This is a genomic window from Actinomyces weissii (assembly GCF_016598775.1).
Classification (GTDB): domain Bacteria; phylum Actinomycetota; class Actinomycetes; order Actinomycetales; family Actinomycetaceae; genus Actinomyces; species Actinomyces weissii.
The window spans coordinates 68,946-92,649 of the sequence record NZ_CP066802.1 but is presented as its reverse complement, the minus strand read 5'-3'; the positions used below and the strand labels follow the sequence as shown (position 1 = coordinate 92,649).

Below are 23,704 nucleotides of genomic sequence, written 5' to 3'. Positions count from 1 at the left end.
ACCTTTCCTAACCTATCCATTTCACTACACAGTACATCTGATACCATGAGCACATCGATACAACTCACTCCGTAACGAAGCGCCACCTAGTGGCGGCAACAGTTCTGGTGTCCCGATCCACGACACCACACACCCTCAATGAAGCAGGCGGCAGGCCGTGCCAGAAGCGGGCCCTGAGCCTTGGTGCACCACAAGTCTACGGCACCAGGACCGACCCGGGCAGGGCGGGCCTGGCACCCACACCGCCATGCGATATGAGATAACTGCCCCTAGTTATGAGATAACCACCCCCAGTTATGAGATAACGAGGGTCTGGACTGAGATAACTCAGCCCAGATCAACGCTGGAGCCTCAGGCCCCGTGGGTGGCAGCGGCCGAGGTGGTCACAGCATGCAGGAGACGCAGCCCTGGACCTCGGTGCCCTCCAGGGCGGCCTGGCGCAGGCGGATGTAGTAGATGGTCTTGATGCCCTTGCGCCAGGCGTAGATCTGGGCCTTGTTGACGTCACGGGTGGTGGCGGTGTCCGGGAAGAACAGGGTCAGGCTCAGGCCCTGGTCCACGTGCTGGGTGGCCACGGCGTAAGTGTCGATGATCTTCTCGGGGCCGATCTCGTAGGCGTCCTGGTAGTACTCCAGGTTGTCGTTGGTCATGTAGGCGGCCGGGTAGTAGACGCGCCCGATCTTGCCTTCCTTGCGGATCTCCACCTTGGCCACGATCGGGTGGATGGAGGAGGTGGAGTTGTTGATGTAGGAGATGGAGCCGGTGGGCGGGACCGCCTGCAGGTTGCGGTTGTACAGGCCCCCGGCCTTGATCTTCTCCGCAAGCTCCGCCCAGTCGGCGCGGGTGGGCACGTGCACGCTGGAGGCGGCAAACAGCTCCTTGACGCGCTCAGTAACCGGCACGAAGTCCTGCGTCACGTACTTCTCAAAGAACTCCCCGCTGGCGTACTTGGAGTCCTCGAAGCCCACAAAGCTCTCCCCGCGCTCCACCGCCAGCTCGTTGGAAGCCGTCAGGGCCTGGAACAGCACGCAGGCGAAGTACACGTTCGTGAAGTCCAGCGCCTCCTCGGAGCCGTAGAAGACTCGTTCACGGGCCAGGTAGCCGTGCAGGTTCATCTGCCCCAGGCCGATGGCGTGGGACTCACGGTTACCGCGGTCAATAGAAGGTGCCGAGGGCAGAGAGGTCTGGTCCGAGACGGCGGTCAGGCCCCGCACCGCGGTACGGATAGTGCGGGCGAAGTCCGGGGAGTCCATCGTCTTGGCGATGTTGAGCGAGCCCAGGTTACAGGAGATGTCCTTGCCCACGTGCTTGTAGGTGAGGTCCTCGTTGAGCTCGCTGGCCTCGGAGACCTGCAGGATCTCCGAGCACAGGTTGGACATGACCACCTTGCCCTTGACGGGGTTGGCCCGGTTCACCGTGTCCTCGAACATGATGTAGGGGTAGCCGGACTCGAACTGGAGCTCAGCCAGGGTCTGGAAGAACTCGCGGGCGTTGATCTTCTTCTTGTGGATGGCGGGGTTGTCCACCATCTCCCGGTACTTCTCGGTCACGGAGACCTCGGAGAAGGGCATGCCGTAGAAGCGCTCGACGTCGTAGGGGCTGAAGAGGTACATGTCCTCGTTGCGCTTGGCCAGCTCGAAGGTGATGTCGGGGACGACCACGCCCAGGGAGAGGGTCTTGATGCGGATCTTCTCGTCCGCGTTCTCCCGCTTGGTGTCCAGGAAGCGCATGATGTCGGGGTGGTGGGCGTGCAGGTAGACCGCCCCGGCCCCCTGGCGGGCCCCCAGCTGGTTGGCGTAGGAGAAGGAGTCCTCCAGCAGCTTCATCACGGGGATGACGCCGCTGGACTGGTTCTGGATGCGCTTGATGGGGGCGCCCATCTCCCGCAGGTTGGTCAGCAGCAGGGCCACTCCCCCGCCTCGCTTGGACAGCTGCAGGGCGGAGTTGATGCCCCGGGCGATGGACTCCATGTTGTCCTCGATACGGACCAGGAAGCAGGAGACCGGCTCCCCCCGCTGGGCCTTGCCCTCATTGAGGAAGGTGGGGGTGGCGGGCTGGAAGCGCCCGGTCATGATCTCCTCGACCAGGTCCAGGGCCAGGGACTCGTCGCCCCCGCCCAGGGTCAGGGCCACCATGGTCACTCGGTCCTCGAAGCGCTCCAGGTAGCGCTGCCCGTCAAAGGTCTTGAGGGTGTAGGAGGTGTAGTACTTGAATGCCCCCAGGAAGGTCTCAAAGCGGAACTTGTGGGCGTAGGCGGCCTTGAAGGCGGACTTGACGAACTCCGGGGAGTACATGTCCAGCACACGCTTCTCGTAGTAGCCCTCCTCGACGAGGTACTCGAGCTTCTCCTCCAGGTCGTGGAAGAAGACGGTGTTCTTGTTGACGTGCTGCAGGAAGTACTGGCGCGCCGCCTCGCGGTCCGCCGCGAACTGGATCTTGCCGTCGGCGTCGTAGAGGTTCAGCTTGGCGTTGAGGGCGTGGTAGTCCAGCTCCGGGGGGACCGTCTCGGACCCGGTGTCCGTCAGAGTGTCTGCCAAAACTCTTCCAATCCTTGCTTTACGCGCTCGACGTCCGTGGGGGTGCCGAGCAGCTCGTACTTGTACATGTGGGGGACGCCCAGCTTGGCCGAGACGATGCCCCCGGCGAGGCAGTAGGCCTCACCAAAGTTGGTGTTCCCTGAGGAGATAACGCCCCGGCACAGGCTCCGGTTGCGCTCGTTGTTGAGGAACTTGATCACCTGCTTGGGGACCGCCCCCTTGACGTTCCCGCCGCCATAGGTGGGCACGAGCAGCACGTAGGGCTCCTCCACCACCAGGGGCTCGTCGCGTGGCAGCAGGGGGATACGTGCGCTGCGGAAGCCGAGCTTGGCGGCAAAGCGGTGGGTGTTCTCCGAGGTGGAGGAGAAGTAGACGACGAAAGGGCCGTCAGCGGCGGGAGCCACCAGCAGCTCCAGCCGGTCAGATCGCTACGGCCTCGACGGCGGCGACAACGGCCTTGATCTTGTCCGGCCGGAAGCCGGACCAGTGGTCACCACCAGCCATGACGACGGGCGCCTGGGCGTACCCCAGGGACTTGACCTGCTCGAGGGCCTCAGCGTCCACCGAGATGTCCACCGTCTCGTAGGGAAGGCCCGCCTTGTCCAGGGCGCGGTAGGTGGCCGAGCACTGCACGCAGTTGGGCTTGCTGTAGACGGTAATGGTCATGTCAGTCCCTTCCGGGGAGTCAGGGCCAGGACTCGGGCCTGGTCCCAAGGCTGTACCTTCAGACACCGGAACCACACGCTTGTAGTTCCAGGGAGGGCAGATCACCCTCACCAGGACTGACACTACCCCTAGTGGTAGGAACCTGCCAGCACCCCTAGATGATGTGTCTACCACCAGGCTGTGCATAGTTGCCTCCTCTCCTGTGGACAAGTTCTCACCCCCTTGTGGAGGGGGTGTGGACACTGCTCCGGCAGCGGCGCCGGAACGACGGGAGCACCTTGGGCAACCCGCGGAATCATGGTCTCGCGGGGCACTGACACAAACTCCTGCACGCTCCCCAGGCGGCAGCGCTCCCCAGCCCTCCAGCTGTCCACGCCCTGGGGACAAAGTCATCAAACTGCTACCTGTGCACCCCACCGCCCCGGCGTGTCGCGCCCACCCGCAGCCCCGCCCCACCAGCACCCCCACAAGCCCCGGGGCGCCGTCGCCGACCCCCACCGCCCCGCCCAGCCTCCAGCAGGCCACCCCAAGCAGGACGCGGGACCGGTGGAGGCCCTGCCCCAGCCAGGCCCCAGCAGGCGCGCCCCAGAAAGGCCAGCCCACCGCCACCAGGAGCCGCGGCGCGCCGGGCACACGCCCCGCCGGCACTCCCCTGAGAGACAATCGACCCGGAGCCGTGAGCCAGCCCGCAGGAAGGAGCCCCGACGTGGAAGCCGAGACCCGCCGCCACCGCATCCACCAGCGCCTGGAGTCCTCCCGCGCCCCTTTGCCCGCCGGGAGGCTGGGCCAGGAGCTGGGCGTCTCCCGCCAGGTGATCGTGGGCGACATCGCCCTGCTGCGCGCCGCCGGGACCCCTGTGCTGGCCACCAACCGCGGCTACCTGCTGGCCCGCCCCTCCACGCGCCCGCGACGCTCCCTGCACGTGCGCCACAGCCGCGAGCAGGTACCTGAGGAGCTGCTGGCCATAGTCGACGCCGGGGCCGCCGTGCTGGACGCCTCGGTGGAGCACCGGCTCTACGGGCAGATCACCGTGGACCTGCAGATCCGCTCCCGCGCCGACGTAGAGGCCTTCGTGGCACGGATGCCCACCTCCACCACCCTGGCCGAGCTGACCAACGGCTGGCACAGCCACACCATCGAGGCCGACGACGAGGCCGTGCTGGACGCGGTGGAGGCGCGCCTGAGGGAGCTCGGCCTCCTTTGGGAGGACTGAGCCCAGCCCCTCCCGGCAGGGCCGGTCCTGAGGGATACCGGCCAGACCTCCCTCAGGACCGAAAGGAGTGGGCACGGCCTCCCCTGAGAGGTCCGCACCTGCCGCCCCCGGGGTCTGCCCCGGCTTCCTCCAGGAGGGCCCCGCCCAGCTGCCCTTGGCGGTAATGCTCCCAGGTACAACGGTTTCCTCTGGACGGACCAGGAGAGCTAGTATCCAGATGTCATGACACCTGTCCTGACAGCCGTCTGAGGCTACCGTTCCTAGCCCCCGGAGGCGCCATGCCCCGCAACACGACCGCCCCAGCCCCCACGGCCGCGCCTGCGCCGTCAACGCATCAGACCTCCAGCCAGGCAGCCAGCCCGGCCACCACCCGCCCCGGCAGCCTACGGCGCACCCCCTACCCACTGGTGGCGGGCTGGCTGCACCGCTGGGCGGACCGCGTGCTGGTGGAGGGCCTGACCGGCATGGCGCACGGGCTGTTCGCCACCCTGATCGTCGGCACGATCCTGGTCCAGGCCGCGAGCCTGCTGCCTAGCAGCCTCGGCGCCGCAGTGATGGTGCTGGGGCGCGTGGCCCAGTGGGTTACCGGTGCGGGCATAGGCCTGGGCACCGCCTACCGCCTGAAGGCCTCCACCTTCACCCTCATCTCGGCGGCCGTCGTCGGGCAGGTGGGGGCGCACGCCGCCGCCCTGCTGTCCGGCAGCGCCCTGCTCACCACCGACGCCGGTGCCACCGCCCTGGTCCTGCGCGGCCCCGGCGAGCCCCTGGGCGCCTTCCTGGCCGCCTACGCCGCCGTCGAGGTGGGCCGTCTGGTCTCCGGCCGCACCCCCGTGGACATCCTGGTGACCCCCGTGGCCACGATCCTGGCGGGCGGGGGCGTGGGACTGCTGCTGGGGCCCCCGATCTCACAGGCCATGGCCGCGCTGGGGGCGGTGGTCAACTGGGGCACGGAGCGCCAGCCGCTCCTGATGGGTGTGGTCGTGGCCGTGGTCATGGGCATGGTGCTGACCCTGCCGGTGTCCTCGGCGGCCCTGGGGATCATCCTGGGCCTGTCCGGGGCGGCGGCCGGGGCGGCGACGGTCGGCTGCACCACGCAGATGGTGGGGTTCGCCGTGGCCTCCTTCCGGGAGAACCGCTGGTCCGGGCTGGTGGCGCAGGGGCTGGGGACCTCCATGCTGCAGGTGCCCAATATCGTGCGCCACCCGCTGATCTGGGTGCCGCCCACACTGGCCTCGGCCCTGCTGGGGCCGGTGGCCACGGCGGTGGTGGGGATGGAGTCCAACTCGATCGGCTCCGGCATGGGCTCGGCGGGGCTGGTGGGTCAGATCATGACCTGGCAGACCATGGCGCCGACGACGCCTCCCGGCCAGCTGCTCGCCCTGGTCCTGGGCCTGCAGGTAGTGGCGCCGGCGGCCCTGACCCTGGCGATAAGCGAGCTCATGCGCCGCCGCGGCTGGATCAGGCCCGGCGACATGGCCCTGGCCCGGGCCTGAGCGGGAGATCTCTGCCCTCTCAGGCCGCGCTCCGCCCGGTTGCACGCACCAGAACGGGGCGCACGCTAAGGAACGTTGCCATTCCAACGATTCTCTGACCGGACCCAGGTGGGTCACGAGAGTGAGGCGTGCAACCACCAAGGACTTGCACACCTCACGCCCCCAAGCCCAGCCAGGCCGGAGCGCCCCCCCAACCCAAAAGCCCATGATTCCAACGAAGAACCGCCCAGTCCCCCAGCAGGCCCGACCCTAAAGCGTGCAGGCCAGGGCTCCGGCGACCCCAGCCAAGCAGACAGCCAGCAAGAGGCCACCGTCACTAGCAACTCTCACACGCCTTCAGTCGTGGACGCGCTAGGCTCGTTCACAACATGACCGGTCCCGCTACCCACCACGGTGGGAGTCCAGGGCCGATCCTTTTTTGGAAGGCACCCAGAGGCGATGAAGCCTAACGTGAAACCATTCTGCACCTATGCCGAGCAGGTCACCATCTTCCAATCGCGCGGCATGCATATCGAAGACCCAGACAGGGCGCAAAAACAGCTGGAAACCGTAAACTACTACCGGCTATCCGGCTACCGGCACACCATGCGGCAGATAGACCCCGACACCGGACGCAGCCTTAACATCTCCAAACCAGGCTCCTCCTTCAGCCTGACTGAGCCTTTCTCATCAGGGTTGGTTGTCGAGGTTGAAGATGACGAGTACTACGGTGACAATTATGGAGGAGGTCAGGCTGACTTTTCTCAGGGCCTTGAAACTTTTGAGTGGAGCCTTGGCTCCTTCGGAGGAGGCGTGTAGACCAGCCTGGATAGTGTTGTAGGCGATGTTATCAGGGCAGGGGTTGTCGCCCTCGATGGGGTTGCTAGTGCCGATACCCTCCCCTGTGCAGCCCTTGTCGGCCAAGGCGAGTAGCCCATCGGCTGCAGCCTTGGACAGCATTGGAAGGGAGTGGCGTCATGGGCCGAACCCGGTTCGACCGGGCTGATCCGCACCTGATGGCCGGTGTGGCCGGTCAGTATCTGGACATTGGCACCGCAGGCCGTGTGCTTGCCGGAGTACCACAGTAGATCACCGGTATCGGGATCGCGCGATGCGACCCAGTCGGGGCGGATCAAGGTCCCATCCAGGCAGCATAAGGACTCACCGTCATGCTGCATGCGCTCGATGACATCACTGAGAGACGGAGCCTTGCCAGAAATCACCTCCAGGGCCTCATGCTCATATCGGTAGGCGGTCATTCAAGCTGATGCCGCTGTCACGAGCCAGGACTTTCATAGTAGTGACATCGAGAAGACAACGCAGCACCACCACCGCCTGAACCAAGACCGCAGCAGCCCGCTGAGCGGGCCGGAGGTCATGGACCTTGCGGCGTGCGGCCAGCCGCTCACTGATGGTGCGTACGGTAGAGTCGGGAACGTCAAGAGTGGCATAGTAGGACAATATGCGGGGCCTGCCTGCGCGAGCGCTTTCTTGGTCGAAAACAACTCTGACCCACAGCCCCATATGCACCCACCTATGACACGCCACTTTCCCCAGCACCTCAACGCTCCCCACTCCAACACCTCACCCCCGGCGAGAAAGGCTCAATAGCGAAGAATGAGCTTCTAGTAGACATACCGAGGTTGTGCCACCTCCATGATGTTGATCGGGCCGCACCCAATACGACTGCCATGCCCCAGAACACAGGGAAAGCTATCACGACCACTTTTCCAATCGCGGGGATGAATAGTCATCATCGAGGCCCCTACGACCGGTGGTGGTCACCCAATGTCACGTTCGGCGACGACCCAGGTCGAACAAAGTACAACTACTCACCGCCACCCAATATGGTGGTCTACGACGATGCCGGTCCCGTCGCGCTCGTCGGCTGCCATGCTAGGGGAGGTGCGACCAGCACCAAGGAGCACAGCTGAACGGGCGTGGGTCCCTGTCATTCAAGAAGGCTCTCGACACGGTCCTCGACGACATGAAAACCTTGCCTTCTGGACAGGACAGAGGACTTGACAGCCACCTGCACTTATGACCGGTTTATAACTCAGACCTTAAGTACCGCGCCCGTAGCCCGCAGCATGTTCCACGGCGTGTCCCACGCCACCTCCAACGCATTGCAGGCATCAGGGATCTTGACGCGCTTATGCGACTTCGGGTCGGGCCGCTCGTTCGTCACGACAGTGCACTGGTAGGCGGCACCAAAGGCCACAAGGAGGTAGTCGGCCGCGTCCGCGGCAAAGGCATTGAGCGCCGCCTGCGTGAAGCTCTGGGAGGCAGCCCACGCCGATAAGGGCTGGAAGTAGCGCACAACGTGCTGGTCAACCGGCTTGAAGAAGGACTTGTGGTCACGCGCCCACTTGGAGAGCTCATCATTCCCCAGGACCAGCTCATCGTATACGGCCTTGATGCTGCAAGCCCGACCCCCAACGAGCACGCCGTCCAACCACGCCCAGAACCCTGGGGCAATATCAAAGGCGTAGTAGCGGTTCTTCGCGTCAATGAGCACGTTCGCGTCGAGAAGATACATCACGCCACCTTCAGCGCCTCAGCCAGGCCCTCGAAGGTCGAGTGCGTCTTGGCGCCAAGAAGACGGTAGGCGTCCCGGTAGGTCGTAGTGCCCTCCATGGCCGAGCTGATGACGGCGCGAGCGAACTCACGACCTATCCGCAGAGGCTGGACCTTGTAGTAGTCGCCACCATGACTGCCACCCTCCTGGCGTGCCAGACCCCGGACCCGCTTGAGCTCCGCCTCATACCGTGGGCCGAATTCCTCCCAAGTGATAAAGCCAGCCTCCCGGGCCCGTGCCAGTACCACTAGGGTGCTGACCTTGAACTCACGTGCGAGACGCTCAAGCGCAGCCTCATCCAACGGGTCTTGGCACCTAGCCTTGAACGCCTCCAGCGGCACCAGCACCTCAGCGGCCACGGCGTTGCACCAGCGCTCCTCCCTCTTGGCCTCACGCTCACCGAGGGCGGTGTCCGACAGTGCGCTGTGCCCAAGCGTCACATGGGCAAACTCATGCGCCAGGGTAAATACCTGCGCGGACTGCGTATCCGCTCCGTTCACGAAGATCAGCGGGGCGACGTCATCAGCCAACGTGAAACCACGGAACTCCTGCGGGTCAAGCTTACGGTGCGTGTCACCGCCGACAATGCCACTGACCATGACGAGCACGCCCAGCCCTTCTATACGGTCCGCCAGGTCCCGCCTCGCCTCCTGCCAGCTGGAGGCACGCCGCTGCTCCAGCCCCAGAAGCGCACGCAAGCGGGCTCCAGCCACTGCCGGATCCGTGCTCAGGGACTCGGACTCAACCAGGTCGAGGGGCTCAGCCCCGGCGTCGAGCGCATAGTCGCGGTACCAGTCTTGGCGTCGCTGGCAGAGGTAGATGGTGTCTAGGAGATCTGCCGACGGCGTGTGGATGCCGACGTCCCGCATGGTGCGCATATCAGGAATTGGCAGCGGCTCAACCGGCGGCTCGGGAAGGAAGAGCATGCCGAGCGGCGTGTGCGTGGCCTGCGCGAACTCCTGCAACTGGTTGAACGTCGGACGCCGCTCACCCGTGACCCAGTACTTGAGCTTGTCAACCTTCTTGAAGGCCGTACTCTCATCCCACCCAGCTCTTCTCGTGGCCCAGCGCAGGACTTCAGGAGCGACGTCGACGTAGACAGCGCCCATCATGCCCCCTGTCCCACAGCTGCGCCCATGCACTACCAGTGTACGGGCTGGCAGAGACTCCAACCGGCCCATGCGCACCGTTGCGCGGTCTAAGGAGCGCAGAGCGGGCCTGTCCGCCAGCCGTGGGACCACGCTCACCGTTGCGCGGCCTGAGGCCTTCTAGACTCCTACCCCTGCAGGCATCGCGCCGGACCTCCCGGCCAGCTGCTCGCCCTGGTCCTGGGCCTGCAGGTGGTGGCACCGGCGGCCCTGACCCTGGCGATAAGCGAGCTCATGCGCCGCCGTATGGCCCGCGCCAGGCCAGCCAGACGCGCCCACCCTCCCAAAGCAGCCCCGACCACGCCCCACCTCAGGCGCGCAGCCAGGCCGTGGCGTCGGCGGGCAGCAGGCCGTCGGTCACAGGGGCACTGGCCAGCAGCACCTCGCCCGCGGGCAGGCGCAGAGGCGCACCAAAGGCCACCCAGCACTGCAAGCCACCACGCGCGAAACCCAGCGCCTGCCCATCCCGCCGCAGCCAGGTGACCTCACCCGCGCCCACCCACAGCCCACGCCGTAGACGCAGACCCTCCCGGTACAGGCTCAGCACCGACTCCGAGTCACCCTCCTGGGCCTCCACCGAGAACCCGCCCCAGCCCGGTGGCTGCGGCAGGTGCGGCTCCGCCCCGCCGTCGGGACCAAAACCGTAGGAGCTGCCGCCCCGCGCCCACGGCAGGGGCACCCGGCAGCCGTCGCGGCCCTTCTCCAGGGCCCGGTTGCGCCTGGCGATCGGGTCCTGCAGGCGCTCCTCGGGGATGTCAGGCACCTCCGGCAGGCCCAGCTCGTCGCCCTGGTAGACGTACAGGGATCCCGGCAGGGCCATCACCACCAGGGCCGCGGCCCGCGCCCGCCTGCGTCCCGCCGCCGCGTCCTGAACAGGGACGGCGCAGCAAGCGGACGCAGCGCCGCCAGCCGCCGCTCCCAGGCCCTCGCCGCCGCCAGCCGCCGCTCCCAGGCCCTCGCCGCCGCCAGCCGTCTCAGCCTCCGAGGTGCCGCCAGACACCCCAGCAGCCCCAGCCCCGGCACCACCCCCAGCCAGGACCCACTGGCGGCTGAGCACCAGGGACCGCCCGGCGGGCACGGAGCCGTCCACGGCGTCGTGGGCCTGGTCCGGCCCGGCCACCGCCGCTGCATCCACCACCTCCGCCGCCGACAGGGCGGAGGGCTCGAAGCCGTACCGGGTGGCCACGCGGAACACGTCGTGGCAGCCCAGCACCCAGGTGGTGGAGCCGCACCGGGCCAGGTCCTCCAGGCCCGCGTCCAGCGCCCAGGCGTAGGACTCGGCGGTCCAGTCGGCGTCCTGCATCTGGAAGTTGAAGGCCTGCCCCAGGCTGCGCGCGTAAGCCGCCCGCCGGGAAGGCTGCACGCCCGCCTCGGCCACGGCAAAGCGCGGCGGCTCATAGGACTCCAGCAGCTCCCGCCAGGTGGCCAGGAGCCCGTGGACCGCGTCGCGGTCGAACAGGGGGTGGGTGCCGTCCGCGGGCAGCGGCCAGTAGCCGACCTCGGACCAGGGCCGCCCCAGCTGGCTCAGGTCCTTGACCATGCCCAGGGCCACGTCCACCCGGAAGCCGTCCACGCCCCGGTCGCACCAGAAGCGCAGGGTGCGCAGCAGGTCGGCACGCACCTGCGGGTGCTCCCAGTTCAGGTCGGGCTGCTCGGGGGCGAAGATGTGCAGGTACCACTGGTAGGGGCGGCCGGTGCCCGGGCCGGTCAGAGGCCGACCGGCCTCGTCCCGGTCATCCACCCGCTGCCAGAGGGGCCCGCCGAACAGCGACCGCCAGTCGTTCGGGGGCTCCTGGCCGTGCTCCCCCCGGCCCTCACGGAAGTGGTAGAGGGCCCGCTCGGGGGCGTCGGGGCCTCCGGCCAGAGCGGCGCGGAACCACTGGTGCCGGTTGGAGGTGTGGTTGGGCACCAGGTCCACGAGCACGCGGATCCCGGCCTCGTGCAGGGCGGTGACCATCTGGTCGAAGTCCGCCAGGGTGCCGATGCGCGGGTCCACGCCACGGTGGTCGTCGACGTCGTAGCCGCCGTCGGCCAGGGCGGAGGGGTAGAAGGGGGACAGCCACACGGCGTCGACGCCCAGGGCCTGCAGGTAGGGCACGCGGCTGGCCAGGCCGCGCAGGTCGCCGGTGCCGTTGCCGTCAGCGTCCGCGAAGGAGCGGGGGTAGACCTGGTAGACGACGGCGTCCTGCCACCAGGGGCGTGCGGGTCTCATGGTGACATGTTGCCCTATGCCCGGACAGTTTTTGTCACTGGCGGAGGACTAGAACCGTCCCCCACCCCGACGGCGGTGGCGCGTCCCTTGGAATCACACGGTTCTGCCCCACCCCGGCAGGCGGGCAGGGCCGCCTAGCCCTCCGCCAGTGACAGCCTCAGACCGGGATCCCCACGTAGATGGTCTCCAGGTACTCCTCGATGCCCTCCTTGCCGCCCTCCCGGCCCATGCCGGAGTGCTTCAGCCCCCCGAAGGGCGCCGCGGCGTTGGAGATGGTGGCGGAGTTGACTCCTAGCATGCCGATCTCCAGGCGCTCCGCCAGGCGCAGGACCCGGCTCATGTCCCGGGTGTGGAAGTAGCCCGCCAGACCCACCCGGTCGGCGTTGACCAGCTCGACCAGCTCCTCCTCGTCCCGGAACCGCACCACCGGCGCCACGGGGCCGAAGATCTCCTCGGTCATGATCTCGCTGTCCACCGCCACCTGCGTGAGCACGGTAGGGGGGTAGAAGTAGCCTGGCCCGTGCGGGCAGGTGCCTCCCACCACGGCGGTGGCCCCCTGCCCCAGGGCCCGCTCCACCAGGGCGGCGACGTCGTCACGCTGCTTGGCACTGACCAAGGGCCCCACCTGCACCCCCGCCTGGGTGCCGTCACCCACCTGCTGGGCCGCGACCGCGGCGGCGAAGCGCCGCACGAACTCCTCGTGCACGTCCTCGTGGACGAAGAAGTGGTCGGCGGCGTTGCAGGCCTGTCCCATGTTGCGCATCTTGGGGCGCAGGGCGCAGTCCACGGCCAGGTCCAGGTCGGCGTCCGGGAAGACGATGAAGGGGGCGTTGCCGCCCAGCTCCATGGAGGTGCGCAGCACGTTGTCCGCGGCCTCCTTGAGCAGGGCCTTGCCCACGGCGGTGGAGCCGGTGAAGGACAGCTTGCGCAGGCGCGGGTCCTGCAGCACGGGGGCGGTGACCTCCCGGCTGCGGTCGGCGGGCAGGACGGCCAGCACCCCGGCGGGCAGCCCGGCCTCCTGCATGATCTTGGCGAAGAACAGTGCCGTAAGCGGCGTCTCCTTGGAGGGCTTGAGCAGGGCCACGCACCCGGCGGCGAAGGCTGGCCCGGCCTTGCGGGTGGCCATGGCCAGGGGGAAGTTCCAGGGGGTGATGAACAGGCAGGGCCCCACGGGACGGCGTAGCACCAGGGCCTGCAGGTGGCCCTCCGGCACCCGGAAGTAATCTCCGCGCACCCGCACGGCCTCCTCCGCGAACCAGCGCAGGAACTCTCCGCCGTAGGTGACCTCGGCGTCGGCCTGGTCCAGCGGCTTGCCCATCTCCAGGGTCATGAGCAGGGCCAGGTCCTCGCGGTAGGTGGTGGTGACCAGCTCGAAGGCCCGGCGCAGGATCTCGGAGCGCACCCGCGGGGCGGTGTGCTGCCACTCCCGCTGGGCCCGGGCGGCGGCGTCCATGGCCTCGGCGGCGTCCTGCGGGCCTGCGTCGGCCACGGTGGTCAGCACCTCCCCGGTGGCGGGGTTGAGCACCTCGAAGCGTTTGCCGGTGGCGGCCTCCCGGAACTCGCCGGAGATGAAGACGCCGGTGGGTACCTGGGCCAGCAGGTGCTGGACGCGCTCGGCGGTGGCGGGGTCTGGGCTGGTGGGGTGCGGGTTCATGCGGCTTCTCCTTTGAAGTCCTTGGGCCGCCTCTGCTGGGCGGTGCCCTTGCGGTGGCGTCGGGTTGGCGTTGAGGAGGCTTTTGAGGTGGCCTGGAGACGACGTTACGGACCGCCCGTTACGCGCCAGGGGTGGGTTTGGCCCTGGGCCGAGGCGTCCGCTGCAACCGGGTGGAAGACTACCTGGGCCGGGAAAACGACGAGCTGGTGTCCCTGGCCGTGCAGGTGGAGACGGACCAGGGGGCCGGTGGAGACGGCTCAGGAGTGGACACGGCGCAGATCGCCGCCACCGAGGGGGGACGCCGTGTTCGTGGGGCCTCGGACCTGGCGGCCTCCCTGGGGCTGATCGGCCAGCAGGGCCACCCGCGGGTGGTGGAGGCGGTGCACGCAGCGATCACGGCGGTACGCCGCGCCGGGAGCTTGTCACTGGTGGAGGGCTAGAACCCTTCGCGGCTCCGGCGGCAGCAACCCCGTCGTTGTAATCATGCGGTTTCCGGCCGCCCCTCCTGGCTGGGCAGCCCGTCTAGCCCTCCGCCAGTGACAAAACCTCTAGGACACGGACTTCACGTGCACCCTGACCTGGTAGCCCTGGGTGCTGCTGGAGGCGAGCAGCTGCTCCACCTCACGCTGCACCTGGCTGACGGTCTGCCGCACCTCCCGGGAGCCCTCCACCCCCAGGTCCACGTGCACCTCCTGGGCGGCGTCGTCCACCCGCACCCCGAAGCGGCTGGCTCCGGGACGCTCCCCCAGCACCTGCGAGTGGAGCACCCGCACGGCGCTAAGGATCCCCGGCTCCAGGCCGCGTACTCCCGGAACGGCGGTGACGGCCTTGGCCAGGGTCTCGCTCAGGGTCTCAGAGCTCGTCATCATGCAGGTCCTCGATGTGAATGTCTACATCCGGGTGCAGCCCCAGGTGCTCGGCGCAGGCGGCCAGCACCGCCTGCCTGACGCTGTCGGCCAGCGCTGGCAGGTCACTGACAGAGCTGTGGGCGCTGATATGGCAGCGTACACGCACCGGCTCCCCCAGCTCCCCGAGCTGACCGTCAGCCTGGGCCGGGGCGTGCTCAAAGGTGGAGCGCAGGGCCAGGGCGCCTGGTACGGAGTCCACCGCCTGCCGCACCAGCGTGCGCAGGGACAGTCGCGTGACGGTCCAGGGGCCGTGCTCGGTGGGTGGCACGCTGATGGCTGGGCCGTGGCGGCTGCTGGCACGCACCGCCTCCATCACCGAGTCCATGACCCGGCGGCTGGGCCGCACCGAGCTGTCCTGGGCGGCGTCCAGGGCGTCCCACTCCTGGTGGACGGCCCGGATCATCTCAAGGTAGCGCTCCGTCGCCTCCTGGTTGACTTCGGGGGGCTCTGGACTGTGATCTGGGCGGCTCATCTCCACGCCTCCATCTGCTCCATGACGACGGCCCGGGCGCGGGCCAGCCGTCCGCGGGCCGTGGCCTCGGTGACTCCTAATGTCTGCGCTATCTCCTTGTAGGACATTTCCTCGACCTCTCGGAGCGTCCAGCAGGCGCGCAGCTCGGGGCTGATCCTTGCCAGGACCTCGGACAGCGCCGCGATCTGGGCGTTTACCTCGTTGCTGTGGGAAGGGTCCCCCTGGGCAGCTGGCCTACGGGTGCCTATCCCGTCGCCACGGCTGGCGGCGGCGGAGGCGCCCTCCAGCGCGTCCAGGTCCTCGGGGGCGCTGCTGTGCGTGGCGCGGCGGCCACGACGTCGTAGGACGCTGTTGGCCTCGTTGGTGCAGATCCGCAGGAGCCAGCCCCGGAAGGCCTCAGGCTCACGCAGCAGGTGCAGCCGCTTCCAGGAGAGCACCAGGGCGTCCTGCACCACGTCCTCGGCGTCATGCCGGTTGCCCACGAGCATGTAGGCGGCCCGGAAGAGCCGGCCCTCGTAGCGGCCCACCAGCTTCTCGAAGGCCTGCAGGTCACCGTCCTGGGCCCGCAGCACCAGGTGCTTGTCCGCGCCGCCTCCCGTTGCCAGCCGCTCAGGGTGGGCCCGCTGCTGCGCTCCCAGGCCGGGCGGGGCGCTGCTGTGCTCGGTACCGGTCACGCCAGCGCACCCTCAGGCTGTGCGGGAACGGTCTCCCGGCGTCCGCCCGGGCGCCGCCCAGCGCCGCGGGGGCTCCTGGGGGCGGTAGCGGCCTCGGACACGGTCCTGCGGTTGGGCCGCACCACCAGGTCCACCTGCTGCGGCGCTGAGCCCAGCGCGGTCGTGGCGTCCTCGGCCAGGCGCTGACGCAGCCCGGCCACGGTCAGGGCGACCTCGGCGTCCGGGGAGACGGTGGCGGTGACCTGCAGCCAGAGCTCGCGGGCGGATCCGGCTACCCACACCGTGCAGTCGCTCACGCCGGGCAGCTCCTGGGACCGCTCCGCCAGGGCCCGCTCGAGCACCGCCGTGTCGACGGAGGCCAGCAGGCTCCGGTCGGGGCCGGTCAGGCGCAGCGGGGCCGTGCGGGCCCGGCGGGGCAGCTGCCGCAGGAGCAGCCACAGGCCCGCCAGCAGCAGGAGCACTGCCAACGCCCCGCTAACCGGCAGCAGCCACGTCCAGTGCTGCTGGGCCAGGGAGCCGAGCTGCACGCCCGGCTCAGCCACCAGGTGGTCCACCTCGGGCCAGTGGCGGGAGGCGTCCAGGTTGGAGGCCACCAGCCAGGTCCCGGCCAGGGCGGACAGCAGGCCGGTGAGGGCCAGCACCACCCGGTTGCGGGCTCCGGAGACTGATCTCATTTCCTTGCTCCTCTCTCAGGAGGTGTGGCGCACGCGCACCCGGGCGCGCACGGCACTGGTCGGGTTGAGCCGGGTCAGGGCCTCCTGCGCGGCGGCCTGCACGTCCTGGCGCAGCGGGCCGACGTCGCCGATCACGGAGCCGACCCTGATGTCAGCCCGTGAGCCGGTGGCGCGCACGGACACGCTGTCCACGCCGTCCACCTGCTCCACCCGGTGGCGGACCAGCCCGGCCAGGTCCTTGCGGCTGATGACGGTCTGGCCGGGGACGTCGTCCGCCAGCACCTCGACGTTGCGGGAGCGTCCGGGCCACAGGGCCAGCCAGAGGGCCAGCAGCCCCAGCAGCACCAGCAGGCAGCCGAGCGTCAGGACCGTCAGGGAGCCGAGCTGGGTGGCGGCCAGGTGGCTGACAGCGGTCCGGGCCTGCTGCGGCCAGGAGCCGGTGAGCAGCCGGGTGCCTACCAGCCAGGTGCCGGTCGCCCCCAGGGCCAGGGCCGCCAGGGCGGTGAGGGTGGCTGGCACCGTCCTGGAGGGGCGGCGCGTGAGGCTACGGGGGGTGTTGCTCATCGGAGCCTTCCTCTCACCCGGCTGCTCGGGTCTAGCCAGGAGATGTCAATGTCTATGCGGCTCACGTTGAAGCCGGTCAGCTGCTCCACCCGGGCGCGCACGTGCTCACGCAGCTGCTCGGTGGCTTCTCGCAGGGGGATCGGGAAGGTCATGCCCACGTCCAGGCGCAGCACGGCGGTGGTGCCGTACAGGTCGCAGGAGGCGTCGGGGCGGCCGCGGAACTCCCGGCGGGCCCCGATACCCAGCAGCCCGCCTGCGGCCGAGCCGACGTAGGCGAGCTCTGAGGCGGCCTGCTCGGCCACCCGGGCCACCACCTGCGCCGGGATGGTGGTGGTGCCGCGCGGCTCGCGCCGCGAGCGCCCACCGCCCTGGCGCAGGTGGCGCCTGGTGGGGGTCTGGGTCGTGGTCAGGTCAGCCATGGTCACTGCCTCAGCCGGTCGAGCACGCCCCGCAGGTCGAGGCGGCCCTCCACGCCCTGCCCGGCTACTACCCCGGCCAGGCCGCACAGGCCGACCAGTACGAACTGGGCGAAGGACCCGAAGGCGAGCACGGTTCCGAGGAACAGCCCCACTAGCAGGTACAGGTGTGTGGTTCTCATGCAGTCTCCTTGGTTGACTTGACCGCTCTGGTCACTTCAGGTCGGTGCCGCGCGAGTCCTCGTCGTCCTCGTCGGGCAGGTGCACGTCGGTGACGTTGACGTTGACCTCGATGACCTCCAGGCCGGTGGTGCCCTCAACCTGCTCGATGATGTTGCGGCGGATGGCGTTGCCGACCTCGACGATGGAGACCCCGTACTCGACCACGACGGTCACGTCCACGGCGGCCTGGGTCTCGCCCTTCTCCACGCTGATCCCACCAGCCACGTTGGTCTGGGCGTTGGGGATGCGGTCGGTGATGGCGTTGAAGGCACGGCGGGCGATGTTGCCCATGTCGTACACGCCGGGGACCTCACGGGCGGCCATACCGGCGATCTTGGCGACGACGCTCTCGTCGATGGTGGTCACGCCCTGCTTGGTCTGCAGGGGGCCGCGGTTGGTGTTCTCGCGCTTCTCCTGCTCCTGGCGCTCCTGGGCGATCTCGCGCTGCTGGCCGGTCTGGGGGATGGAGCCGTTGCTCATGTGCTTCTCCTTGGTTGTCCTTGCCCGCCGCCGGTGTCTCGACGCGGACACAAGTAGGACGCCTTGAGGTCACAGTTCCTCACGGCCAGATTATGTGGCTCCCGGCACAACGGTGGTAGGAATTGTTCCGGCCGCCCTAGGGCCACCCCTGGGCTGGCGGTAGCCCCTGGACGACCCTGGGCTGGCGGTAGCCCCTGGGCCGCACCGGGCTGGCGGCCAGCAGCCGGAGCTTGTCACCGGTGGAGGGCCAGAACCGTTCCCGCGTTACGGCAGCGGCCCCCCACCCTTGGAATCATGCGGTTTCTCGCCGCCCCCTCCGGCTGGGTAGCCCGTCTAGCCCTCCGCCAGTGACAGCCCGCTGCCGTAGAGCGCTCCCAAAGCGCACTGGCGCCTCAACCGCCCTGGCGGGCTGTTAGCCGTCGAGCAGTCGCCTCATGATGCTCGCCGATCCAGTCCGCGACCGCATTCGGCATCCTCTCGCTGGCCCCCTCGGTCCACGCCTGCATGAAGCTCTCGACCGTCTCGTCCACGACATCGACGACGTCATCACCTGGAAGGTGGAGGAGGTCACGGATGCGCAGGAAGTGCTCACGACCGATGTCTTCCACCCGGGTCGCACCGAAGAAGGGGAGGCTCATCTCCGCCTGGTTCGGGTAGACGGCGGTGCAGACGAGGTCATAGGCGGGCGATAGGCGTGGACGTCTGCCGTCGGGGTATATGAGCGACCAGTTCTTCAGGTGAGCGTCCCCGTTGCCAACAAGGAGGTTGAACACCGTCCTACGGACCATCTCGCGCAAGGAGTCGCGGTCTCCACCACGGTAGGCAAGACCGGCGACGGTCTGCACATTCGAGCAGTACTTGTTCTGACCGGCACCGGCACGACCAAGCACCTGAGCGAAGTCCTCAATGTGGACCCGCCCGCCCGCGCTCCTATCGAAACGGCGGACGCAGTACGCCACCCGCTCCTCAGAGGGCCAGGCGCCCGGACCTAGGCCATCAATCTCGTCACGCGCCCTGAGCCTTGTGTCCGGCACCTCAATCCCGACCGTTCGCGCCAGCTCCATTACGGCCAGCTCGTTGGCGGGCAGCTCGGGGTAGGAGAGATCGGGTGTCTTTACGATCCAGTCGCCGTCCTGGTCGTGCGCGGGGACTGCTAGGCGGTCCCCCGTCTCGCGCATGGAGAACTTGAGAGCCATTCCAGCCAAGGAGAAGCGGAGGGCGCCCGGCACCACGGCGGCTCCAGCAACGGAGGCCGCGTCATTGTCCGTCAGTTCCAGGGCCACCGTTCCACCCGCATCATGGTGGACCGTGACAGCGCCGGGCAGGTCATGGCCGATCCGGGCTAGCAGATCCATCTCACGGCGGACGGTAACCCCCACCTCCGCTGCGATGAGCTCACGAAGCCGCCCTTCAGGCAGCAGGTTGGAGAACCAGGGAGGGACCGCGTGCACGGCGTGGGGACGCTTCCTCGGATGGTCCTCGAACCAGCGTCCGAGCACCATCCGGCCTGGCCGGTCCCAGTAGTCACGATCAAAGATGAACTTAGTGAACTCGTCCCGACGGTGGATGGCACCAACGTGCTCCCCGTGCAGGCGCACGGCGTAGACGGCCTCGTTCATGGCTCCTCCATCTCAGGGCCGTCAAAGACATAGTCGGTAAATGGTGCGGAGTCGTCCTGCTCCCAGCCGGTGCGCGCGATCAGGAAGTCCTGCAGGAAGGAGCCCATCGCGCTTTCGCGCCGCTCAAGGAACTTGGACACGTCATTGCTTTGCAGAGCCCGCACCATCTCCGCGTCAAGCAGCAGGCGGTGAAGATCAGTGCCAACCTCAAGGGCACTGACCAGCTCACGGCCGTCCACGACAGAGATCACCTTCAGTGCGGCAAGCGCACAACCCTTCGGCGCGTTCCGAGAGGCAACCACGTCGGTGACCACGCGGCTAGGCGTGGTTTCTCCCTCAAGGGCCTCGGCCAGCTGCTCCTGGGTAATCGGGTCACCCGTGGACGGGTCGAAGGGCTCAAGGCTCCACAGGGCAGACAGGATCAGCTTGCTGTCCGAGCGCGTGGCCCGGAAGACGGAGAGATCAGGGACCTGCGGCTTTTCGGTCAGCCGGGCACCTTCCAGGAGACGCTGGACGGAGGCGGACTCCTGGCCGGGGATAACGCAGCCAGCCAGGGCCCGCAGATCGGCCTGCGAACCGGACAGCCCGAGCTGGTCGGCACCAACGCTCGTCCGCCACAACCAGCGGCTGAGGAGCTCCTGGTTGCGATCACTCGGCTCTGGGAAGAAGGCAAAGAAGCGGCACAGGACCAGCAGCTGGAAGCGGAAAGGCAGGAAAGTCATGTGCGGGATGCCGCAGCGGCCCTGCAGGAAGCGGATGGCTGAGGTCAGGGCAGCCTCCGTCGCTGCGTAGGCCTCAGACTCGCTCTCCTCAGGGAGGTCACTCGCCCGCCTGCGCGTCGGGGAGAACTCGCCGTGAAGGTCCCGGGTGATGTCCGTGTTCCGCCGTAGCAGGAGCGCCTGGACGACCGTCTGCCCGTTGAGGACACCGAACTGCGTCTGCGCATCCACCCGCTGGGCGATGCCCGTCAGCGAGGTCCCCTCGCTGGCACCTCCGTGGATGGCGTCAAAGATCTCTGCCGCGGTCAGCCGTTTACCCCGGGAGTTGATCCTGTCGAAGACCTCTCGCAGGGTGCGCTCGTCGGCGTCCTTCATGATGGTGACCGGGAGGTCGGCGAGGTTGAGGCGCCGGGCGACGTCCTGCACCTGGGTAGCAAACGACGCGCCATCGGGATTCTGCGCGAGCCACGCCAGAGTCCGGGAGAAGTCGAAGAGGTCCGGCAGAGGGATCACGAGCGGGTCCCCAAGGCGAGCGCCGCGGACCACCTCCCCACTACGCAGCGAGTAGCCCATAGCGAAGCGCGGATCCTTGAAACCGTCAGGATCGGTGACGTTTACCAGGCTCGTCAGTCGCTGCTGGCCATCGACGACCCACAAGGCATCGGGGCGGGCCGAGGCATGCACGCGCAGCGCACCGACGACGATCTCCTCCGCCGGTGCCTCGCGTTCCCACAGAAGGAGGCTGCCGATGGGGTAGCCGCGCAGCACGGAATCGACAAGGCTCTGCACGTCGCTGGCCTCCCAGCGGAAGGAGCGCTGGAACTGTGGCACCCGGATACGGCCGGAGAGCACAAGGTCCCGCAGCTGGGAGATCGTGCAGGCCTGGCTAAAGGAGGACGCCCTTGACTGTTCCATACCTTGATGATGCCACGCACCCCTGACAGGATTCCGTGCCCGCAAACCGACCAGGGCCCAAGCCGTGCTCCCGGCCCGGTGGCACTGGCTAGCGGGCCGGTCCGGTGGGGTGCGGGGCTGTCGTAGAGGCCTTAGCGTCATCCGGCCTTGTCAGCGCCCTATCCGATGGGCTTGCGGGTAGGTGTCAGGAAGCCGCTCCTGGTATTTACCTGCTCCCACAGACGATTGATGACCCCAGGCTCCTCACTGGTCTCGTAGCGTTAGTAGAAGGCGTAACGGCGTGCCAGGTGGTGGCTCTTCGACGCCTTCGCGGGCATCCTGCATGAGTCTCGTCGCCCCTTGACACACCAACGGCGGACGTACAGCCTTCTGTACAGACAACCGCCTGACGTCGTCGCCCCGAGGAGCCTGCATGAAGACCATGACCTACACCGAGTCTCGCGCCCGATACGCGGAGGTGCTCGACTCCGTGGTCAACGACTGCGAGGAGGTCGTCATCACGCGCGCCGGGCACGAGCCCGCTGTGATCGTCTCCCTGGCGGAGTACCAGTCGCTCAAGGAGACGGACTACCTGCTGCGCAACCCCGCCAACGCCAAGCGGCTGCTGGCGGCGGTGGAACGGCTGGACGGCGGCGTCGGCGCACAGCACGAGCTGATCGAGACCGATTGAGGTGGCACTCATCTGGGACGAGTCAGCCTGGGCGGACTACCTGTGGTGGCAGGCCCAGGACCGCAAGATCCTCAAACGCATCAACCAGCTCCTGCGGGACGTTCAGCGTGGCGGGCACGAGGGCCTGGGCAAGCCCGAGCCGCTGCGCCACTCCCTGACCGGCTACTGGTCACGGCGCATCACCGCTGAGCACCGCCTGGTGTACCGGATCGACGACGCCGGGAACATCCTGGTCGCCGCCTGCCGCTACCACTACGAGTAGGGCGGCTCACGCAGGCCCACGCCCGGCCCGTCCAGGCCGCACACTCCCGGCAGCCGCCCAGGCCACGCTCCCGGCCCGCCCCTCAGCACTCCACGACGTTCACGGCCAGGCCGCCGGTGGCGGTCTCCTTGTACTTGGAGAGCATGTCCACCCCGGTCTGCCGCATGGTCTCAATGACCGCGTCCAGGCTCACCGCGTGCCGCCCCTGCCCCCACAGCGCCATACGCGCCGCGTTGATGGCCTTCACGGCAGCCACCGCGTTGCGCTCGATGCAGGGGATCTGCACCAGCCCACCCACCGGGTCACAGGTCAGCCCCAGGTTGTGCTCCATAGCGATCTCCGCCGCGTTCTCCACCTGCTCGGGGGTGCCGCCCAAGGCCTCCGCCAGCCCGGCGGCCGCCATAGACGAGGCCGACCCCACCTCCCCCTGGCAGCCGACCTCCGCCCCAGCGATAGAGGCGTTCGTCTTTATCAGGCCGCCCACCGCCGTGGCCGCCAGCAGGAAACGGTGCACGCCGTCCCTGTCAGCCCCAGGGACGAAGCGCTCGTAGTAGGCCAGCACCGCAGGCACCACCCCGGCGGCCCCGTTAGTGGGGGCGGTGACCACGCGCCGCCCGGCCGCGTTCTCCTCGTTGACCGCGAGCGCGAACAGGTTAACCCAGTCCATGCCGCGCAACGGGTCAGCCTGCGCCAGGGCCGCCTGCGGCCCGGTGGTGCTGGCCAGCAGCCGCTCGTGGAGGGCCTTGGCACGCCGTCGCACCCCCAGCCCGCCGGGCAGGACGCCCTCCGCGCCCAGCCCCGCCTCGATGCACTCACGCATGCTCCGGTGCAGCAGGTCCAGGTAGGCGGTCACCTCCGCCTCAGGGCGGGCGGCCAGCTCGTTGGCACGCACGAGGTCGGAGACGCGCAGGCCGGTGCGCTCACAGGTCCCCAGCAGGGCGGCCCCCGTAGCAAAAGGGTAGGGGACGGGCTGCCTGTGGTCCTGGGCAGTAGCCGGCACGTCCAGGGCCCGGACCGTGGCGCTGCCGGTACCGGGACCGGTGCCGGGCAGCTCCTCCATGACGAATCCCCCACCCACGGAGTAGTAGGTGCGGCGGGCCAGCTCGGTGCCGTCACACCGGAAGGCGGTCAGGGTCAGGGCGTTGACGTGGTAGGGCAGCACCCGCCCCGGCAGGAAGCGGATGTCGTTAGCGCTGAAGGGCACGGGGCCGACGCCGTCGACCAGCAGCTCCCCGGCCTCCAGGGCCTGCTCCAGCAGGTGCTCGCACACGGCGGCCGGGACGGTCTCGGGCTCGTGCCCGGCCAGGCCCATGACGACGGCGCGGTCGGTGGCGTGGCCGCGCCCGGTGGCCCCCAGGGAGCCGAAGAGCTCGATGCGTATGCGGGCCACCGGCCCGGGGCAGGTGCCGTCGCCAGCCCCCAGCAGGCGGGCGAGCGCGGCGGCGAAGGCCCGCCCGGCGCGCATGGGCCCGACGGTGTGGGAGGAGGAGGGGCCGATGCCCACGCGCATCAGGTCGAAGACGCTGAGCGGGCGGGGGGCCTCCGGCGCGGGCGCCCCTGCCTCCGGCAAGGCCACGGGGGTGTAGGCGGCGGGCGCGGGCTCACGGTTCATGCCCCAATGATGCCGTG

Annotated in this window: 24 protein-coding genes; 6 read left to right on the top strand and 18 right to left on the bottom strand. The window is 68.5% G+C overall.

Annotated elements, in window-relative coordinates; translation table 11 throughout:
- Positions 1-383: 383 nt before the first annotated feature.
- From nrdE to nrdH, 3 genes are read right to left on the bottom strand one after another with little or no spacing between them, the layout of a single operon-like run.
- Complete coding sequence (gene nrdE, locus JG540_RS00420) at positions 384-2,537, bottom strand: class 1b ribonucleoside-diphosphate reductase subunit alpha (protein ID WP_200275995.1); 2,154 nt, start codon at positions 2,535-2,537, stop codon at positions 384-386.
- Entirely contained in the window at positions 2,522-2,941 is a 420-nt protein-coding gene (gene nrdI, locus JG540_RS00415) for a class Ib ribonucleoside-diphosphate reductase assembly flavoprotein NrdI (RefSeq protein WP_200275993.1), read from the bottom strand. The genes nrdE and nrdI overlap by 16 nt, the downstream gene beginning before the upstream one ends.
- A 16-nt stretch (positions 2,942-2,957) precedes the next feature.
- Positions 2,958-3,203, bottom strand: coding sequence for a glutaredoxin-like protein NrdH (nrdH, locus tag JG540_RS00410; protein WP_200275990.1), 246 nt, complete (start codon positions 3,201-3,203; stop codon positions 2,958-2,960).
- Between the two features lie 706 nt (positions 3,204-3,909).
- Here nrdH and JG540_RS00405 point away from each other — a divergent pair.
- From JG540_RS00405 to JG540_RS00395, 3 genes are all read left to right on the top strand, one after another.
- Complete coding sequence (locus tag JG540_RS00405; protein ID WP_200275988.1) at positions 3,910-4,416, top strand: transcription repressor NadR; 507 nt, start codon at positions 3,910-3,912, stop codon at positions 4,414-4,416.
- Between the two features lie 278 nt (positions 4,417-4,694).
- A complete protein-coding gene (locus JG540_RS00400; protein ID WP_200275986.1) occupies positions 4,695-5,909 on the top strand; it encodes a PTS transporter subunit IIC in 1,215 nt (404 codons plus the stop codon).
- Between the two features lie 438 nt (positions 5,910-6,347).
- Entirely contained in the window at positions 6,348-6,707 is a 360-nt protein-coding gene (locus JG540_RS00395; RefSeq protein ID WP_200275984.1) for an Abi family protein, read from the top strand.
- Between the two features lie 1,237 nt (positions 6,708-7,944).
- On the opposite strand, the gene JG540_RS00390 is transcribed toward JG540_RS00395, so the two are convergent.
- The 4 genes from JG540_RS00390 to JG540_RS00375 all read right to left on the bottom strand — a co-directional run bounded on the left by JG540_RS00390 (position 7,945) and on the right by JG540_RS00375 (position 13,480).
- Positions 7,945-8,427, bottom strand: coding sequence for a DUF4411 family protein (locus tag JG540_RS00390; protein ID WP_200275982.1), 483 nt, complete (start codon positions 8,425-8,427; stop codon positions 7,945-7,947).
- A complete protein-coding gene (locus JG540_RS00385; RefSeq protein WP_200275980.1) occupies positions 8,427-9,575 on the bottom strand; it encodes an ImmA/IrrE family metallo-endopeptidase in 1,149 nt (382 codons plus the stop codon). The genes JG540_RS00390 and JG540_RS00385 overlap by 1 nt, the downstream gene beginning before the upstream one ends.
- Before the next feature lie 349 nt (positions 9,576-9,924).
- The gene (locus JG540_RS00380) at positions 9,925-11,826 is read right to left on the bottom strand and encodes a glycoside hydrolase family 13 protein (protein ID WP_200275971.1); all 1,902 of its coding nucleotides are present in this window, start codon (positions 11,824-11,826) and stop codon (positions 9,925-9,927) included.
- Between the two features lie 157 nt (positions 11,827-11,983).
- A complete protein-coding gene (locus JG540_RS00375; RefSeq protein WP_200275969.1) occupies positions 11,984-13,480 on the bottom strand; it encodes an NAD-dependent succinate-semialdehyde dehydrogenase in 1,497 nt (498 codons plus the stop codon).
- 170 nt (positions 13,481-13,650) lie between these two features.
- Between JG540_RS00375 and JG540_RS00370 the strand changes: the two genes are divergently transcribed.
- Entirely contained in the window at positions 13,651-13,920 is a 270-nt protein-coding gene (locus tag JG540_RS00370) for an HpcH/HpaI aldolase family protein (protein WP_200275967.1), read from the top strand.
- Positions 13,921-14,028: 108 nt separating this feature from the next.
- Here JG540_RS00370 and JG540_RS00365 read toward each other — a convergent pair whose 3' ends face one another.
- From JG540_RS00365 to JG540_RS00320, 10 genes are all read right to left on the bottom strand, one after another.
- On the bottom strand, positions 14,029-14,346 hold the full coding sequence (locus tag JG540_RS00365; protein ID WP_200275965.1) for a transcriptional regulator: 318 nt from the start codon (positions 14,344-14,346) through the stop codon (positions 14,029-14,031).
- Complete coding sequence (locus JG540_RS00360; RefSeq protein WP_200275963.1) at positions 14,333-14,860, bottom strand: Asp23/Gls24 family envelope stress response protein; 528 nt, start codon at positions 14,858-14,860, stop codon at positions 14,333-14,335. Before JG540_RS00360 ends, JG540_RS00365 begins: the two co-directional genes overlap by 14 nt.
- Positions 14,857-15,534, bottom strand: a complete 678-nt coding sequence (locus JG540_RS00355) for an RNA polymerase sigma factor (protein ID WP_200275961.1) — start codon at positions 15,532-15,534, stop codon at positions 14,857-14,859. The genes JG540_RS00360 and JG540_RS00355 overlap by 4 nt, the downstream gene beginning before the upstream one ends.
- A complete protein-coding gene (locus tag JG540_RS00350; RefSeq protein ID WP_200275959.1) occupies positions 15,531-16,208 on the bottom strand; it encodes a hypothetical protein in 678 nt (225 codons plus the stop codon). The genes JG540_RS00355 and JG540_RS00350 overlap by 4 nt, the downstream gene beginning before the upstream one ends.
- Before the next feature lie 15 nt (positions 16,209-16,223).
- The gene (locus JG540_RS00345) at positions 16,224-16,772 is read right to left on the bottom strand and encodes a DUF6286 domain-containing protein (protein WP_200275957.1); all 549 of its coding nucleotides are present in this window, start codon (positions 16,770-16,772) and stop codon (positions 16,224-16,226) included.
- The gene (locus tag JG540_RS00340) at positions 16,769-17,191 is read right to left on the bottom strand and encodes an Asp23/Gls24 family envelope stress response protein (protein WP_200275955.1); all 423 of its coding nucleotides are present in this window, start codon (positions 17,189-17,191) and stop codon (positions 16,769-16,771) included. Before JG540_RS00340 ends, JG540_RS00345 begins: the two co-directional genes overlap by 4 nt.
- Positions 17,192-17,193: 2 nt before the next feature.
- The gene (locus JG540_RS00335; RefSeq protein WP_200275953.1) at positions 17,194-17,370 is read right to left on the bottom strand and encodes a hypothetical protein; all 177 of its coding nucleotides are present in this window, start codon (positions 17,368-17,370) and stop codon (positions 17,194-17,196) included.
- A gap of 31 nt (positions 17,371-17,401) precedes the next feature.
- Complete coding sequence (locus JG540_RS00330) at positions 17,402-17,890, bottom strand: Asp23/Gls24 family envelope stress response protein (RefSeq protein WP_200275951.1); 489 nt, start codon at positions 17,888-17,890, stop codon at positions 17,402-17,404.
- A 392-nt stretch (positions 17,891-18,282) separates the two neighbouring features.
- Positions 18,283-19,509 (bottom strand): type II toxin-antitoxin system HipA family toxin, encoded by a 1,227-nt coding sequence (locus JG540_RS00325; protein WP_200275949.1) that lies wholly within the window; start codon positions 19,507-19,509, stop codon positions 18,283-18,285.
- Positions 19,506-21,143, bottom strand: a complete 1,638-nt coding sequence (locus JG540_RS00320) for a DUF262 domain-containing protein (protein ID WP_200275947.1) — start codon at positions 21,141-21,143, stop codon at positions 19,506-19,508. The genes JG540_RS00325 and JG540_RS00320 overlap by 4 nt, the downstream gene beginning before the upstream one ends.
- 412 nt (positions 21,144-21,555) lie before the next feature.
- Here JG540_RS00320 and JG540_RS00315 point away from each other — a divergent pair, with 412 nt between their 5' ends.
- Both JG540_RS00315 and JG540_RS00310 read left to right on the top strand, forming a co-directional pair.
- On the top strand, positions 21,556-21,813 hold the full coding sequence (locus JG540_RS00315) for a type II toxin-antitoxin system Phd/YefM family antitoxin (protein WP_200275945.1): 258 nt from the start codon (positions 21,556-21,558) through the stop codon (positions 21,811-21,813).
- Between the two features lies 1 nt (position 21,814).
- The gene (locus tag JG540_RS00310) at positions 21,815-22,075 is read left to right on the top strand and encodes a Txe/YoeB family addiction module toxin (protein WP_200275943.1); all 261 of its coding nucleotides are present in this window, start codon (positions 21,815-21,817) and stop codon (positions 22,073-22,075) included.
- Positions 22,076-22,157: 82 nt separating this feature from the next.
- On the opposite strand, the gene JG540_RS00305 is transcribed toward JG540_RS00310, so the two are convergent.
- Positions 22,158-23,687, bottom strand: a complete 1,530-nt coding sequence (locus JG540_RS00305; protein WP_200275941.1) for an L-serine ammonia-lyase — start codon at positions 23,685-23,687, stop codon at positions 22,158-22,160.
- Positions 23,688-23,704: the final 17 nt, after the last annotated feature.